Below are 16,369 nucleotides of genomic sequence, written 5' to 3'. Positions count from 1 at the left end.
CGCCGAACTCGAAGTTATGGACGACTTACGGCAGTTTTCCGTCCGCAACTTCGAGTTCGACAGCGCAATATCGGACAATTCACCTATTTCGGCAATTGGATTGCTGCACGCCACGAATATCGAGGCGATTTCGCTCCCATTCCGTGTGTGCGAGGACGAAGATGGCGATGACCACCATGGACGCTGTTCACCCGAAAGCTGGTTCATGCCATGACGCAATCGACCGATCGGCACACCGCAAAGGTCATCGGAGTCACCATCGCCGCCGCTGTCGGCGGGTTTCTGTTCGGATTCGATTCGTCCGTCGTCAACGGTGCAGTCGACTCGATCCAGGAGAATTTCGCTCTGTCCTCGTTCGTCACGGGGTTCGCGGTCGCAATCGCACTCCTCGGGTGCGCGGTCGGGGCCTGGTTCGCCGGTCGCCTGGCCGACAGTTGGGGCCGCAAGAAGGTGATGCTGCTCGGCTCTGCGCTGTTCACCATTTCCTCGGTGGGGTCCGGGTTCGCCTTCAGCGTCCCCGATCTGATGTTGTGGAGGGTCCTCGGCGGGCTGGGTATCGGAATTGCGTCGGTGATCGCGCCGGCGTACATCTCGGAGATAGCACCGGCTCGCTATCGCGGTGGATTGGCATCGCTGCAGCAATTGGCAATCACCGTCGGAATCTTTGCCGCGCTGCTCTCGGATGCGGTTCTTCAGAACGCGGCAGGCGGACCGTCGAACGATCTGTGGTTCGGCCTCGAAGCGTGGCGGTGTTTGTTCCTGGTCGGGGTCGCGCCCGCACTGGTCTACGGATTTCTCGCGACACTCATTCCAGAATCACCTCGGTATCTGGTGGGTAAACACCTCGACGAGGAAGCTGCACGCATTCTGGGCGACATCACCGGCGAAGTGAATCCCGACGAACGCATCCGGGAAATTCGCCTGACTCTCCGGCGAGAATCCAAATCCTCGTTCGCCGATATCCGAGGCCCCAAATTCGGTCTGCAGCCGATCGTGTGGGTCGGTATCACAATGGCGATTCTGCAGCAGTTCGTCGGGATCAACGCGATCTTCTACTACTCGACGACGCTGTGGAAATCGGTGGGCTTCAGCGAGAATCAATCGTTCGTCACGTCGGTGATCACGTCCGTCATCAATGTATCGATGACATTCGTCGCAATCTTGTTCGTCGATCGATTCGGTCGCCGAAATCTGTTGATGATCGGCTCGATCGGCATGTTCGTCGGTTTGGTCCTGGCCGCAGTCTCGTTCACGCAAGCCGTCGGAAGCGGCGACCAACTGGAATTGCCGTCGCCGTGGGGCCCGGTCGCGCTCGTCGGCGCAAATCTGTTCGTGGTCTTCTTCGCAGCAACATGGGGACCGATCATGTGGGTGATGCTCGGAGAGATGTTCCCCAATCGAATGCGTGCAGTGGCGTTGGGCATCAGTACCGCCGCGAACTGGATAGCGAATTTCGCCATCACATTGGCATTCCCGCCGTTGTCCGACACCATCGGACTCGGCTTCATCTACTCGTTCTTCGCACTGTTCGCTCTCCTTTCCTTCTTCTTCGTCAAATACAAGATCACCGAGACCAAAGGGATGGAACTCGAAGAGATGGGCGTCTGAATCGAGGTTGCCCGAACGACGGCGGGTCCGCGGTTCTCTCGACCGATAAGGCAGGGTGGGGGTGCACTCTGTCGGTCGATCTGCCGTCGAAAGTAGGACATGAAGCTTCGTATCGCATGCGCCGTGGGCACCGTCGTGGTGTTCGGACTGAGCCTGCGCCTGCTGTTCGGCAGTACGTCGGCACTCACCTCCGACATCGCCGAGTTCTACTCCGCGAACTCGACATCCATGGCGTTGCTGACTACGGGTCCGGTGATCTGCCTCGGTGTATTCGCCGCCACCGCACGCTATTTCGTGCGCCGCGCCCAGGTCACGCACGTTCTCGTGGTGTGCCTGTTCCTGGTGGCCGTCGGCACAGCTGTACGCGCGGTGCCGTCGTGGCCGATCCTCGTGGTCGGCACTCTCGTCGCGGCGGCGGGTATCGCGGTGGCGAATGTGTTGGGTCCGGTTTTCGTCCGTCTGGTGGTGCGTGAGTGGAGCCTGTCGGAACGACCCAGGGGCAGGGAGTGGAGCCTGTCGGAACGACCCAGGGGCAGGGAGTGGAGTTCGGCAGGTGAATCCGATGCGGCGGCGGGGCGACGACTGGGGTTGTTGACCGGGGTGTTGACCGCTGTGATCAGCGCCAGTGCGGGAGTGGCGTCGGGAGTGTCCGTTCCGTTGGCCGAGGCGTTCGACGGTGGTTGGCGGATTGTTCTGGGGCTGTGGTCGATTCCGGTCGTGTTGGCCGCCGGATGTATGGCGATCTTCGGGCGAACGCTGTCGCGCGGGCGGTCGGTTGCCGGGTCGGCGACACTCCCCGACGACGCTCCTGGGAGTCGCACGGGGGTTCTGACATCGCCCGTGGCGTGGTCGTTGACGGCATTCATGGGTTTGCAGTCGCTGATGGCGTATTCGATGATCGCGTGGTTACCGACGATCTTTCGTGACCGCGGGGTGGACGCGCGTGATGCCGGTCTGCTGTTGACGGCATTGTCGGTCAGCAGCGTGCTGACTGCATTGACGGTTCCGAGCCTCGCGACAAGGTTGGGGAATCAGAGCGCGTTGGCGGTCGCCGTGACGCTACCGACGTGCGTGGGCCTGCTCGGGATAGTGTCGTCGGCCGATTCCTGGGCCCTGGTGTGGGCGGTACTGCTCGGTTTGGGCCAGGGCGGGCAGTTGTCGCTCGCGCTGACGCTGATGAACCTGCGGGCCTCGAACGCCCGTGATGCTGCGTCGCTCAGTTCCATGGCGCAGACGGTCGGATACGTGCTGGCTGCTGCCGGTCCGCTGGTGTGCGGGGCCGTTCATTCGGCGACGCAGCGGTGGGAACCGTCGATTGTGTTTCTTCTGGTGGTGACGATCCCCATGGCTGCAGCAGGTGCGGTGGCCGGCCGCCGCGTCGTGGTCGGAAGCGAGGCGGAGCCGGCCGACGCCGTCAGAGGCTCTTGACCCAATGCGAAACTTGCTGCACCACGGTTTCGCAGGTGAGTCCGAACTCGTGGTGCAGTTGCTCCCGCGATGCGTGGTCCAGAAACCGTTGCGGCACACCGAGATCGCGGCAGGGCACGTCGACACCGGCACCGCGCAGCGCGGCCGAGAGCGTCGAACCTATCCCGCCGTGCAGGCCGCTGTCCTCGACGGTGACGACCAACCGGTAATCCTCGGCCATCTTGAGCAGCGACTGCGGGACCGGGAGCACCCAGCGTGGATCCACGACGGCAACCGAAATACCCTCTGCTTCGAGCTTTTTCGCGGCGTCGAGGGCGAGCGACCCGAACACTCCGACAGCAACGATCAGCACGTCGCCGGTGGCCTCGGACGGCTCGGTCAGCACGTCGAGTATTCCGTCCAACCTGCGCACCGCAGGCACTGTTTCGGTGACCGCGCCCTTCGGGAAGCGAAGTGCCGTAGGGCCGTCCGAGGTGGCGATCGCCTCGGCCAGCTCCTCTCGAAGAGTGGCGGCGTCTCGGGGCGCTGCCACCTTCATGCCCGGAACGATGCCGAGTAGAGACATGTCCCACATGCCGTTGTGGGACGCGCCGTCGGCACCGGTGACTCCCGCGCGATCCAACACGATGGTGACGGGAAGACCCAACAGGGCGACGTCCATCAGCAGTTGATCGAACGCGCGGTTGAGGAACGTGGAGTAGATGGCGACCACGGGATGCATGCCGCCGAGCGCAAGCCCGGCGGCCGACGTCATCGCATGCTGCTCGGCGATACCCACGTCGAACATTCGGTCCGGAAACCGCACCCCGAACGCCGCGAGCCCGGTGGGCGCGGCCATTGCGGCGGTGATGGCCACGACGTCCTCGTTCTGCTCGCCCTGCTCGATGAGCGCCGCCGAGAACACCGACGTCCAATCCGGAGCCGATTTGGATCGGGCGAGGCCGGTCGCAGGATCGATGACGCCGGTGGCGTGCATCTGGTCGGCCACGTCGTTCTCGGCATGGATATATCCCATGCCCTTGCGCGTTACCGCGTGCACGATGACCGGGCCGCCGTACGCCTTGGCTCTGCGCAGTGCCGATTCCATGGCGTGCTGGTCGTGACCGTCCACCGGGCCCAGGTACTTGATGCCGAGATCGGTGAACATGACCTGCGGGCTGATGGCGTCCTTCACTCCCGCTTTCATGCCGTGCAGCATCGTGTAGGCGGCGCGGCCGACGACGGGGATCCGTCGCACGATCCGGCGGCCGTTGTCGAGAATCTTCTCGTATCCCGGCTGCAGTCGCAGAGCTGCCAGGTGATCGGCCAAACCGCCGATCGTCGGGGCGTACGAACGGCCGTTGTCGTTGACGACGATCACCAGCGACCGGTCTCGGCCGGCGGCGATGTTGTTGAGCGCCTCCCAGCACATACCCCCGGTCAGCGCGCCGTCACCGACCACAGCGACGACATGCCGGTCGGTCTCTCCCTTGAGGGCGAACGCTTTGGCCAACCCGTCGGCGTACGACAAGGATGCCGATGCGTGCGAGGACTCGACCCAGTCGTGTTCGCTCTCGACCCGAGACGGATAGCCGGACAGCCCGCCCTGCTTGCGGAGTGTGTCGAACATTCCTGCGCGTCCGGTGAGCATCTTGTGCACGTAGGCCTGGTGGCCCGTGTCGAAAATGACCGGATCACGCGGTGAGTCGAAGGTGCGGTGGATCGCCAGAGTCAGCTCCACCACTCCCAGATTGGGACCGAGGTGGCCCCCTGTTGCCGATACCTTCTCGACCAGGAAGGCGCGGATCTCGCGAGCCAGTTCGGCCAGCTCCGCACTATCGAGGTCGCGCAAGTCCTCGGGCGTCTGAATTCGCGCTAGGACACCCAACGAGATCGCTCCCTCCGGCCGGAAAACATATTCGAAAAACCAGTCTACGGAGTGGCTGCACCCAGCCGCCCCGTCCAGCATTGTCTCGCCGACACTACCGTCGAGTAGGCAGGTGCCCGGGGTCAGTCGCCCCTAACCTCGAATACGCTCGAAACGGACACCCGACATACAGTGTCGCCCATGAGCAACGTCGTCGATGCCATCCTGACCCGGGTTCACGAACTGTGCCGGGACGACGCGTCGGGACAGGTCGCCGACTACATCCCCGAACTCGCAGCCGTGACGCCGGACGGCTTCGGTATCGCCCTGACGACCACCGACGGCTACCTGTACGAAGTCGGCGACACGAGGATGCCGTTCACCATCCAATCCATCTCGAAACCCTTCACCTATGCACTCGCGCTGGCCGACCGCGGGCTCGACGTCGTCGCAGGCAAGATCGACGTCGAACCCTCGGGTGAGCCGTTCAACGAGATCAGCCTGGACCCCGTCACGGAGCGGCCCCGAAACCCGATGATCAACGCGGGTGCGATCACGTCCGCGTCGCTCATCGCCGGCCGCACCGCAGAGGAACGATTCGAGCGCATTCGAGCGTCGTATTCCCGGTATGCAGGAAGGTCTCTGAGCTTCAACGACGCCGTGTACCGATCCGAAGCGCGCACCGGACACCGCAATCGCGCCATCGGCTACATGCTGCGGTCCTTCGGCATCATCGACCACGATCCGGAGGCCGCCGTCGACCTGTACTTCCGCCAGTGCTCGATCGACGTCACGGCGGCGGATCTGGCCATGATGGCCGCCACGATGGCCAACAACGGAGTCAATCCCCACACCAAGGAGCGCGCCCTGGCACCCGCACTGGTCGAACGCGTGCTGTCGGTGATGACGACCTGTGGGATGTACGACGGCGCAGGCGACTGGGTGGCGCGGGTGGGTATGCCGGCCAAGAGTGGGGTCGGCGGCGGCATCCTGGCGGTGCTTCCTGGGCAGATGGGCATCGCCGTCTACTCCCCCCGCCTCGATTCGCACGGCAACAGCGTGCGCGGCGTTGCTGCCTGCCGAGAACTCTCCACCAGACTCGAATTGCACTTTCTACATGTCACTCGGGCCGCGAAGTCGTCGATTCGACGTCGGTACGTTCTCACCGAGGCACCGTCGCGAAAACGACGATCCGAGATCGAACAGGCCACACTCGCTGCAGTCGGCGACCGGGCGCGGGTCTACGAGTTGCACGGGGACCTGCTGTTCTCGGGTGCCGAGACAGCGGTCCGCGAGATCGGCAACCTCGACCGGAATCTCGATGCACTCGTCATCGACGTTCGTGGCGTCGACGAGGTGAGCGACATCGCCCGTTCGATGTTCGAGGACCTACGCCGCGATCTCGCCGACCACGGCTGTGTGGTGTGCCTGGTGGATCCCAGAGCCATCATGGGCCACACGACGTCGAGCCTGGACCCGAACGATCCGGCGGGCCGGGTGTACTCGAGTCTGAGCTCGGCCATCCAGTGGGCAGAGAACCTGCTGCTCGATCGGCACTGCTCCGGCGCGCGGCAACCGGCAGAGATCACTCCGGCCGAGCACCCGTTGCTCGCCGGTCTGTCCACCGAGCAATTCGACTCGGTGACTCCATATCTGGAGAAACGTCACTACGCACGGGGCGACGTCATCGTTCACCGTGGTGCGCCGGCAGCGGGTCTGTTCTTGATCCTGCGCGGAGAAGTGACATCGACGGCCGTGTCCGCAGACGGGGGCACACACCGCATCACGACGCTCTCCCCCGGGATGAGCTTCGGCGAGATGCCACTGCTGATGTCGGTGCCGTTCCTGCTGGACATGGTGGCCGACACCCCTGTCGATCTGGTGGTCGTGTCGGTATCGCACTTCGAGTCACTGACTCGGGACGCCCCGGAAGTGAAGCTGGCGCTCCTGGAAAATCTGGCCAGCGGCGCGTACGGCCAGATGGCGTCCGTCGTCAAGACGCTCGGGCGGTTCGACATCGGCATCTGATCCGACTGTCGAACCGCCCGAGTGGACGTGCATGGCCCCTGATCAGGCGTCGAGCGTGATCATAGTGAGGACCTCGGTGGGCTGCGCCGAGCCGCCGGCAGGCTCGAGCGAGAACGCGAAGTTGGTCGACGCTCCCATGCCGTCCACCACGGTGCCGTCGCTCGACGTGAGCTGATCCTCGGTGACAACGCCGGCGGAGCGCGGCGCACCGTCGACGAACCACATCTGGTAGACCCGCCCCGAGGGCGGCTCCGAGACACCGTCCAGAGTCACCACGACCGCATCTCGGCTCAGCGAGTACGACACCTTTGCCGTGCCGCCACCCGGGAACTCCGCAGACGCCTCACGAGCGTCGGGCGCTGCGACGATCTGCTCGGCCTGGGAAGGCTGCGGGTCCGAGCCCATGGTCTGCGTGACGACGACTACACCACCGACTGCGACGACGATCGCGGCAGCCGCGGACACCATCGAGTATCGCCACGTCTTGGAGCGCTCACGTCGGTGCCGGTGCAGCGGAGTGACGTTCGGCGGAAGTTCTCGGACCGTCGGCTCCTGATCGCTCGCGGCGACACGCGCTAGCACGGCCTCCCGCACGCGTTCGGGTGCGGGAGTCGCGTCTGCCGCCGCAGCCAACGCCAGCGTTTCGTGAATCTCACCCACGAGGATGTCGAATTGTGCCCGGGTCGTCTCGTCGACGCGGATTCGCTCGGATTCGATGGCGCGCCGCTCGGACTCGCTCATCGCGTGGAGGGCATAGACCTCCGCTTCGTCCAGCAGTCGTTGCCGTGACGCTTCACTCATTGCGGGATCACCCCCAGGCATGTCTTCAACTTGATCAATCCATCTCGTATGCGCGATTTGATCGTCGGCACGGCCACCCCGAGCCGTTCGGCAACCTCGCGATAGGTGTACCCGCTGTAATAAGCCATTCGTACCGACTCGCTCTGCGTATCGGTCAGAGTGTCGAGACAGGCCACGACGGCCTCCGATTCGAGCCGCTGGGTCACCGTCTCGAGTACCTCGTCATGCTCGGGCGTGTGACTCACGGCACCGTACGCCGCCTCGCGGTCGGTACCCGACTGTTCGCTACGTACCCGATCGACCGCCCGGCGATGTGCAAGCGTCATGATCCACGCCAGCGGACTCCCCTGGCTCGGATCGTAATTCGGTGCTGCACGCCAGATCTGGAGGAACACCTCCTGCGCGGTCTCCTCGCTGTACCCCGGGTCGCGAAGCACGCGCACCACCATCCCGTACACACGGGAGGACGTGGCGTCGTACAGTTCGGCGAAGGCCGACCGGTCGCCCTGGGCAACGGCCGCCATCAAGCGACGGAGACGGTCCGTCTCCTCGGCACGCAGATTCTTCAGCTGCGGGCTCGGTACTGCGCACACCGCATCCTCGACCGAGGTGCTGTCCTCGGACACGGGCGGCGTTCGGTCACGGCCGGTGCCCGCAGATCCGGAAGCGTCGGAGAACGGCACGCTCATCGGACTGTCGTCCCAGCAGACGGGTTCATGATCGAGTTCATCGATCATGACACTAGTGGTCATGTAGCCCTCATATCGAAACCTCCGCGTTTTCCCGCCGCAGTACATATTCGGAACAAACACCCCGAGGGATGGTCCGCGACCGAAATTCGTTTGCGCAGAATTGGACCGGGCTTCATCCTGGGTGCGAGAATCGGACAAACGCGGGCAATCGGGCGGACAGCTCGATGGAGGGACGGACACGCATGACGGCCATCGAAACCCACGGGCTCGTCAAACATTTCGGCACCACCGCCGCAGTCGACGGCGTGGATCTGTCGATCCCGTCCGGCGGGGTGTACGGCGTACTCGGACCCAACGGGGCCGGGAAAACCACGACCATCCGGATGCTGGCGACACTTCTTCCGATAGACGGCGGCAGCGCACGAGTCCTGGGACACGACGTGGCAACCGAGCCGGAGGCCGTTCGCCGAAAAGTCTCTCTCACGGGTCAATTCGCCTCGCTCGACGAGGATCTGACCGGCACCGAGAATCTCGTTCTGCTGGCGCGGCTGCTCGGCTACTCACGTCCGGCCGCCCGAGCGCGCGCTGATCAACTGTTGACAGCATTCGACATCGCCGACGCCGGACCGCGACAGGTCAAGACCTACTCCGGTGGCATGCGCAGGCGCATCGACATCGCGGCGAGCATCATCGTCACCCCCGAGCTGATCTTTCTCGACGAACCCACCACCGGCCTGGACCCGCGCAGTCGCAATCACGTCTGGGAGATCGTCCGTGCACTGGTGGCAGGCGGCACGACGGTACTGCTGACGACGCAGTATCTCGACGAGGCCGACCACCTGGCCGGGCGCGTGGCGGTGATCGACCACGGCAAAGTCATCGCCGAGGGCACGACGGGCGAGCTGAAGGCATCGGTGGGATCGAACTCACTGCACCTGCGCGTGCTCGATGCCGGGCACCGGAATGCCGCGGCGAGAATCGTTCGAGATCTGGTCGGCAGCACCGTGACCGAGGACGCCGACCCGTTCACCGTGTCCGCACGACTGGACAATCCGGCGCAGGCGGCACCGATCCTTCCTGCTCTCGAATCCGCCGGAATCGCCATCGCATCCTTCACCCTCGGTCAGCCGAGTCTGGACGAGGTGTTCCTGGCGCTGACCGGGCACGACGCGGGAGCGGGAGTGGAGCCGGTGGGTGCGAAAAAAGCTGAAATCGACAACGGGGAGATCGCGTCATGACCACCGAGGCCCAACGATCCGCCCCGCAGGCGTCGACGATCATCGATGTTCTCTCAGCCGCAGGTCCGAGGCCGGAGCGTCCGTCGTCGCTGTCGACCTCGCTGAGCTTCGGCTGGCGGGCGTTGCTGAAGATCAAGCACGTACCGGAGCAGTTGTTCGACGTGACGGCGTTTCCGATCATGTTCACGCTGTTGTTCACGTACCTGTTCGGCGGCGCTCTGGCCGGTTCGACCGACGCGTACATCCAGTTTCTGCTGCCGGGCATCCTGGTGCAGACCGTGGTGATGATCACGATGTACACCGGCGTGACGATGAACAAGGACATCGAGAAGGGTGTGTTCGACCGGTTCCGATCGTTGCCGATCTGGCGCCCGTCGCCGCTGGTCGGTGCGTTGCTGGGTGACGTCGTACGCTACACGTTGGCGTCGGTGATCGTACTGATCTTGGGGCTGATTCTCGGTTTCCGGCCGCAAGGCGGGCTACTCGGTGTGATCGCATCGATCGTGCTGTTGCTCGTGTTCTCGTTCTGTCTGTCCTGGATCTGGACGATGATCGCCATGATCGTGCGCACCGAGGCAGCCGTGATGGGGATGTCGATGTTCATCCTGTTTCCGCTGACGTTCGCGAGCAACATCTTCGTCGACCCCAACACGATGCCGGGGTGGCTTCGTGCGTTCGTCGACGTCAACCCGGTCAGCTTTCTGGTGACGTCACTTCGAGGCCTGATGCAGGGCGATGTCGACACCGGCCAACTCGGAGTGACTCTGGTGCTGTCGGCGGCGATGCTGGCGATCTTCGGACCGATCACGATGCGGCTGTACAACCGCAAGTCCTGATCCGCGCCTCCCGGTGCAAGCGTCAGGATGCGGCGCGGGCTCGGTGTCGGCGGACTGCGTCCCGGTTCGAGCACACGGTTCCGCAGTACCGCTGCCGTCCGGTACGTGAGGTGTCGGCGAAGGCGGTCGTGCAGTCGGCTGCGGCGCACCGATGGAGTCTGTCCATTCCTCGACCGGTCAAGTGCAGCGCGGTACCGACACCGACCAGTGCCCTGATGACGCCGCCCAACGCGATGTTGGGGTCGCGATAGTGCATGTGCCAGCCGTCGTCGGCATGGTTGGTCAATCGCGGGTACGCGGATGCCTGTGCAAGGAGGGCGTTCAGGGCCTCGGCGCGCTCCTCGGCTGTCTCTGCATCCACCACGCGAGCCCACTCGCGGAGGAATTCGAGTGTGTCCGCGAGATCGGCGTCGGTGGCAGTCCAGTCGGGAACGAGGCCGGCGTCGATGCAGCGGGCCCCCAATTCGCTCGGCGACGTGGGTGGCCGGTTGAGGAGGTCGATGCCCAGTTTCACGGCATATTCTCCGTAAGGGTTGATGTGCACAAGACCATTACATCACAGTGGATGCATGGACATCGAACACAGCACACACTCCTGGACCACCCGCTCGCTCCACGACACCAGCGAGGGCCTCGTCGGCTACCAGGGCTGCCACTGCGGAGCTCAACGCATCGTCTCGGTACCCGCGCAGACATTCGCCCCGGTTGCCGAAGTGGATCACCCCAGCACGTTCGCCACCGCAGGCACCACTGTGTCGAGTGCATAGCCGATGGACAGCGCCGAGTTGGTGGCGTAGGACTTCGCGACTTCCGGGTCGTCGAACACGACGTAGCGACCGTCCGCGACAGCCGGAATCCGTTGGAACAGCGGATTGTCGGTCACCTCGGACGGCGCCTTCTGGATGGGGAAGACGATCAGTACGTCGGCGTCGAGCAGGTCGAGCTCCTCCCCGGAAATCGGAACCGAAAAGCCGCGCGGCGGAAGAGAATCGATGGTCGGGCTGGTGACGAAGCCGAGCTTCTTCATGAACTCGAGTCGACTGTTCGACGAGATGTATGCGCCGTATCCGGTGCCGCTGTAGGCCCCGACCACCGCTGTCTTGCCGGCGAATTCCGGATGGGCAGCGGCCGCTGCATCGAAACGGTCGGCGATTCCTGCGAGCAGCGCGTCCCCTTCGGACTGCTTGCCGAGTGCCGTGGCCACCATCATGACCTGCTGCTCGAGCGTTGTCAGGTAGTTGTCCGCCCCCGCCGGTATACCCACCGTCGGAGCAATGGCGGACAGCGTGGCGTACCGATCGGCGTCACCGGAGCTCTTGGTGTCGAAGATCAGATCCGGCTCCAGCGCCGCGACCTGCTCGAACGACGGCTCCTGCGTCCCGATGATCTGGGGTGGTGCGTCGTAGAGCCCGGCCGCCCACGGACCGACGCCGTCGCCGCCGAAGGCAAGCCAGTCGCTCGCACCGACCGGTGAGACACCGAGCGCCAGTGCGGTTTCCGCGTCACCCCAGCCGAGCGCGACGACGCGCTGCGGGGCACTGTCGACGGTCACGCCGCCGAACTCGGTATCGATCGTGACAGGGAACGCAGCCGCCGATCCGTCGGACGGCGCCTCCGATCCGGGTCCGTCGTCCCCGCCCGACCCACACGAGACGACGGCGGTCAGGAACAGCAGGGCGACCGACACAGCACCGACGGTGCGACGAATTCTCACCCGAGAAACGGTACGTCAGACTCGCCAAGATTGGTGAGGCAACCCTATTTACGGACGAAGCGGCCGATACATTCGACGTGGCTGGTCAGAGGAAACGCGTCGAACGCGCGCACGTCCGTCAGCTCGTAACCGGCTGCCCGGTAGAGGCTCGCGTCCCGCGCGAACGATGCCGGATCGCAGCCGATGTGGACGATCGTGCGGGGAGACCGCGTCGCGAGACCTTCGATGACGTCGCGTCCGGCACCGGCTCGCGGCGGATCGAGTACCGCCACCGCCACCGATTCCGGCAACGAATCCATCGATCGCTCGACCCGGCCCGGCGCGAACGAAACCTGAGCAAGGTCGTGCAGCGCCGAACGCCCGTCCTCGGCGGCCCGGCGCGAGAACTCGACGCTGGTGACTCGTCCGCTCGATCCCACCCGCTCGGCGAGAGCCGCCGCGAACACGCCGACACCGCCGTAGAGATCCCATGCGCCGTCACCCGGCTCGGCGTCTGCCCAGTCGCGTACGACGTCGGTGTACACCTGAGCCGCTCCTTTGTGCGCCTGCCAGAAGCCGGTGGCATCGAGTGTCCACGGTCGCGCCGAGACGAATTCGGTGACGCGACCCGAGCCGATGACAGCCTTTTCCGGCCTGGCCCGGGACGACGCTGCTCGACGCGCCGACGCACCGCGGCGGCCCGGAGACCGGCGTCCGGTTCGCGTCAACTGGGCCGGTGCCACCTCCACCACATGGCGTTCACCCGTACCGTCGAGGACCACCTGCAATTCGGCACCTGCGCGCCACTCACGGTCCGACAATCCGTCGAACGCAACCGGATCCATTTGCGGGCACGACAACTCCGTGACGATCGAACTGCTTCGATAGCGGTGGTAGCCGGGCCGTCCACCCGAATCCACTGCCAGCCGAACACGGGTCCGCCATCCGGTGCCGTCGCCGGTGCCCGGCAACTCCTCGACCGGAACGTCCCTCTCCATGCCCGCGACGCGGCGCAGCTGTTCGGCGACGACGGAGGACTTGAGTCGACGACCGGCTTCGGGGGTCGCGTGAGAATAGTCGCAGCATCCCGAACCACCGGGGCCGGAGATGGGGCAGCGAGCGTCGATGCGGTCCGGCGACGCGGTGAGGATCTCGATCGCGTCGGCGCGGCAGAACGACCCACCGCGATCCTCGGTCACCTTGGCCATGACGCGTTCCCCCGGTAGCCCGTGGCGGACGAACACCACCCGACCTTCGTGACGGGCCACGCAGAACCCACCGTGTCCGGGAGCACCCAGTTCGACGTCGAGCACCAGCCCGAACCAGTTCTCGGTCATTTGCCCGCCGGCGGTTCGTAGCCGCGACGCGATGCACCCGGCGCATTTCCGAGCACCTCGCGCCTGGCCTTCTCCGACGAGCGCAGCTGCCACGGAACGCTGGTGACCATCACGCCGGGTTGGAACAGCAGTCGGGACTTCAATCTCAGCGCACTCTGGTTGTGCAGGACCTGCTCCCACCAGTGACCGACGACGTACTCGGGGATGAAGACGGTCACCACATCACGTGGTGAGTCGCGTCGAACTCGTTTGACGTAGTCCAGAACCGGCTTGGTGACTTCGCGGTAGGGCGATTCGACGACCTTCAGGGGTACCGAGACGTCACTGGCCTCCCATTCACGTACCAATGCTCGGGTGTCCACCTCGTCGACGTTGACGGTGACGGCTTCGAGAGTGTCGGGCCTGGTCGCGCGTGCGTAGGCGAGAGCCCGCAGGGTCGGCATGTGCAGCTTGGACACCAGCACGATCGAGTGCGTGCGGCTGGGTAGTACGCCGTCCCACACCTCGTTCTCGAGCTCGCGCGCCACGGTGTCGTAGTGCTTTCTGATCATCCGCATCAGGATGAAGATGGCCACCATCGCCACGATCGCGATCCAGGCTCCGGCAGCGAACTTGGTGATCAACACGATCACGAGAACGGTCGCCGTCATGGCCAGACCGACGCTGTTGACCACCCGCGAGCGCTGCATCCTGCCGCGCTGCTCGCCATCGGTCTCGGTTCGGAGCAGGCGGGTCCAGTGCCGGATCATGCCGGTCTGGCTCAGGGTGAACGAGACGAACACACCCACGATGTAGAGCTGGATGAGCTTGGTGACCTCTGCTCCGAACACCACGACGAACACGATGGCTGCGCCGGACAGGAACAGAATGCCGTTACTGAAGGCAAGGCGATCGCCGCGTGTGTGCAACTGTCGGGGTAGATACCGGTCCTGAGCGAGCACCGAGCCCAGCACGGGGAAGCCGTTGAATGCCGTGTTCGCGGCGAGTACCAGGATCAACGCCGTCACGGCGGTGATGAAGAAGAACCCAACGGGGAACCCGCTGAACACTGCCTCCGCCAACTGCGCGATCAACGTCTTCTGGTGGTAGCCATCCGGTGCCCCGATCAGCTGCGTCTCCGGGTCCATCGCGTACTTGATGCCGATCTTCTGCGCCAGCACGATGATGCCCATCAACAACGTGATGCCGATACCGCCGAGCAGCAACAGCGTGGTTGCCGCGTTACGGGACTTGGGCTTCTCGAAGGCAGGCACCCCGTTACTGATGGCCTCGACTCCGGTCAGCGCCGCGCAACCCGACGAGAACGCCCGCGCGACGAGGAACGCGAACGCGATCCCGTACAGATGCGAGTCCTCGGCTTTCAGATCGAACGTCGCCGACTCGGCGTGAATGTCGTCTCCGAGCACGTAGACCCGGAACAACCCGTAGCCCAACATCAGGAACATGCCGCCCATGAAGGCGTATGTGGGAATGGCGAACGCGGCACCCGACTCGCGGATACCGCGCAGGTTGATCGACGTGATGAACACGATGGCCACCACCGCGAACAGCACCTTGTGCTGCGCGACGAAGGGCACGGCCGAACCGATGTTCGACGCGGCCGCCGAAATGGAGACCGCCACGGTCAGCACGTAGTCCACCAACAATGCACTACCCACGGTCAGACCCGCCGCAGGACCGAGGTTGGTGGTCGCGACCTCGTAATCACCACCGCCGGACGGGTAGGCGTGCACGTTCTGCCGGTAGCTGGCGACCACCACCGCCATCACGACACAGACCGCGAGACCGATCCACGGAGTGAACGTGAGCGCCGATATCCCGGCCACGGACAACACCAGGAAGATCTCTTCGGGTGCGTACGCAACCGAGGACATGGCGTCCGAGGCGAACACCGGTAGCGCGATTCGCTTGGGTAGCAAGGTATGACCGAGCTTGTCGCTGCGGAACGGCTTACCGAGAACCAGCCGCTTTGCGGCAGTCGAGACCTTGGACACGATCAGAAGCGTAGGCCGTCGGGTCGCCGGCGGCGCAACCACGCGCCCTTTGACTTCCATCCGATGCCCACCCACGGTCGAGCCGGTGACGAATCCCCGATACGTTGGTGCTCGCATGCACACGGTGGCAATGTCGTCGGCAGTGTTGGTCGGCAATCGAGATCGGGACGGAGCTGGGCGTTGTACGTAGTTGTGATGGGGTGTGGCCGTGTCGGCGCATCGCTGGCCGGAGCGCTCGAGCGCATCGGGCACGAGGTGGCGATCATCGACCGCGACGAAACCGCGTTTCTGCGCCTCGACCCCGACTTCGGCGGGCATCGAGTAGTCGGTATGGGATTCGACCGAGATGTGTTGGTGCGCGCCGGAATCGAGAAGGCGGAGGCATTCGCAGCCGTATCCTCCGGTGACAATTCCAACATCATCTCCGCGCGCGTCGCGCGCGAGACGTTCGGCGTCGAGAAGGTCGTCGCCAGGATCTACGACGCCAAACGCGCCGCCGTGTACGAGCGCCTCGGTATTCCGACCGTGGCCACAGTGCCGTGGGCGACCGACCGGTTTCTGCACAATCTTCTGCGGGACGACCCCACCACCAAGTGGCGAGATCCGTCCGGGAGCGTCGCGGTGGTGCTGCTCGACTTCCACGATGCGTGGATCGGCAAGAAATTGTCGGTACTCGAGGATGCGACCCGGTCGCGGGCCGCGTTCGTCATCCGTTTCGGCACCGGACTGCTGCCCGACAAGCGCACCGTGATCCAGGCAGGCGACGAGGTGTACGTCGCTGCCGTCTCCGGGACCGTCGCCGAGGCCATCGCATTGGCCGGCAATCCGCCACCGTCGGACGACTGATGCTCGCCCGTACGTTGTTCTC

At 64.6% G+C, this 16,369-nt stretch carries 14 protein-coding genes; 7 read left to right on the top strand and 7 right to left on the bottom strand.

The window, feature by feature from the left end:
- Positions 1-210: 210 nt before the first annotated feature.
- Together RFA01S_RS11480 and RFA01S_RS11475 are read left to right on the top strand one after the other, a co-directional pair.
- Positions 211-1,608: a sugar porter family MFS transporter gene (locus RFA01S_RS11480; protein WP_032408308.1), complete on the top strand. Its 1,398-nt coding sequence runs from the start codon at positions 211-213 to the stop codon at positions 1,606-1,608.
- A 99-nt stretch (positions 1,609-1,707) separates the two neighbouring features.
- A complete protein-coding gene (locus RFA01S_RS11475) occupies positions 1,708-3,036 on the top strand; it encodes an MFS transporter (RefSeq protein ID WP_037169892.1) in 1,329 nt (442 codons plus the stop codon).
- On the opposite strand, the gene dxs is transcribed toward RFA01S_RS11475, so the two are convergent.
- Positions 3,023-4,903 carry a 1-deoxy-D-xylulose-5-phosphate synthase gene (gene dxs / locus RFA01S_RS11470; protein ID WP_027496908.1) on the bottom strand — a complete coding sequence of 627 codons (1,881 nt, stop codon included), beginning with the start codon at positions 4,901-4,903 and terminating at the stop codon, positions 3,023-3,025. The genes RFA01S_RS11475 and dxs overlap by 14 nt on opposite strands.
- Positions 4,904-5,083: 180 nt before the next feature.
- Between dxs and glsA the strand changes: the two genes are divergently transcribed.
- Positions 5,084-6,910, top strand: coding sequence for a glutaminase A (glsA, locus tag RFA01S_RS11465; protein WP_032408309.1), 1,827 nt, complete (start codon positions 5,084-5,086; stop codon positions 6,908-6,910).
- 42 nt (positions 6,911-6,952) lie between these two features.
- On the opposite strand, the gene RFA01S_RS11460 is transcribed toward glsA, so the two are convergent.
- A complete protein-coding gene (locus tag RFA01S_RS11460; RefSeq protein ID WP_032408310.1) occupies positions 6,953-7,711 on the bottom strand; it encodes an anti-sigma factor in 759 nt (252 codons plus the stop codon).
- Positions 7,708-8,463 (bottom strand): sigma-70 family RNA polymerase sigma factor, encoded by a 756-nt coding sequence (locus RFA01S_RS11455; RefSeq protein WP_032408311.1) that lies wholly within the window; start codon positions 8,461-8,463, stop codon positions 7,708-7,710. Before RFA01S_RS11455 ends, RFA01S_RS11460 begins: the two co-directional genes overlap by 4 nt.
- 164 nt (positions 8,464-8,627) lie before the next feature.
- Here RFA01S_RS11455 and RFA01S_RS11450 point away from each other — a divergent pair, with 164 nt between their 5' ends.
- Both RFA01S_RS11450 and RFA01S_RS11445 read left to right on the top strand, forming a co-directional pair.
- On the top strand, positions 8,628-9,641 hold the full coding sequence (locus RFA01S_RS11450) for a daunorubicin resistance protein DrrA family ABC transporter ATP-binding protein (protein ID WP_045841783.1): 1,014 nt from the start codon (positions 8,628-8,630) through the stop codon (positions 9,639-9,641).
- Positions 9,638-10,477, top strand: coding sequence for an ABC transporter permease (locus tag RFA01S_RS11445; protein ID WP_027496904.1), 840 nt, complete (start codon positions 9,638-9,640; stop codon positions 10,475-10,477). Before RFA01S_RS11450 ends, RFA01S_RS11445 begins: the two co-directional genes overlap by 4 nt.
- Positions 10,478-10,499: 22 nt before the next feature.
- On the opposite strand, the gene RFA01S_RS11440 is transcribed toward RFA01S_RS11445, so the two are convergent.
- Positions 10,500-11,021, bottom strand: a complete 522-nt coding sequence (locus RFA01S_RS11440; protein ID WP_027496903.1) for a CGNR zinc finger domain-containing protein — start codon at positions 11,019-11,021, stop codon at positions 10,500-10,502.
- A 25-nt stretch (positions 11,022-11,046) separates the two neighbouring features.
- Between RFA01S_RS11440 and RFA01S_RS27435 the strand changes: the two genes are divergently transcribed.
- Positions 11,047-11,244 carry a hypothetical protein gene (locus tag RFA01S_RS27435; RefSeq protein ID WP_037219315.1) on the top strand — a complete coding sequence of 66 codons (198 nt, stop codon included), beginning with the start codon at positions 11,047-11,049 and terminating at the stop codon, positions 11,242-11,244.
- Here the strand turns inward: RFA01S_RS27435 and RFA01S_RS11435 are convergent.
- The 3 genes from RFA01S_RS11435 to RFA01S_RS11425 are packed head-to-tail and all read right to left on the bottom strand — an operon-like array spanning position 11,196 to position 15,501.
- Complete coding sequence (locus tag RFA01S_RS11435; protein WP_238325183.1) at positions 11,196-12,191, bottom strand: iron-siderophore ABC transporter substrate-binding protein; 996 nt, start codon at positions 12,189-12,191, stop codon at positions 11,196-11,198. The genes RFA01S_RS27435 and RFA01S_RS11435 overlap by 49 nt on opposite strands.
- A 44-nt stretch (positions 12,192-12,235) precedes the next feature.
- A complete protein-coding gene (locus RFA01S_RS11430; protein WP_032408312.1) occupies positions 12,236-13,507 on the bottom strand; it encodes a class I SAM-dependent RNA methyltransferase in 1,272 nt (423 codons plus the stop codon).
- The gene (locus RFA01S_RS11425) at positions 13,504-15,501 is read right to left on the bottom strand and encodes an APC family permease (RefSeq protein ID WP_032365101.1); all 1,998 of its coding nucleotides are present in this window, start codon (positions 15,499-15,501) and stop codon (positions 13,504-13,506) included. Before RFA01S_RS11425 ends, RFA01S_RS11430 begins: the two co-directional genes overlap by 4 nt.
- A gap of 180 nt (positions 15,502-15,681) precedes the next feature.
- On the opposite strand from RFA01S_RS11425, the gene RFA01S_RS11420 reads away from it, so the two are divergent.
- Positions 15,682-16,347: a potassium channel family protein gene (locus RFA01S_RS11420; RefSeq protein WP_027496899.1), complete on the top strand. Its 666-nt coding sequence runs from the start codon at positions 15,682-15,684 to the stop codon at positions 16,345-16,347.
- Positions 16,348-16,369 lie beyond the last annotated feature (22 nt).

This window comes from Rhodococcoides fascians NBRC 12155 = LMG 3623 (genome assembly GCF_001894785.1).
Classification (GTDB): domain Bacteria; phylum Actinomycetota; class Actinomycetes; order Mycobacteriales; family Mycobacteriaceae; genus Rhodococcoides; species Rhodococcoides fascians.
Note: the sequence above shows the minus strand (reverse complement) of the source record. Positions and strands in the feature narration are given on the sequence as shown.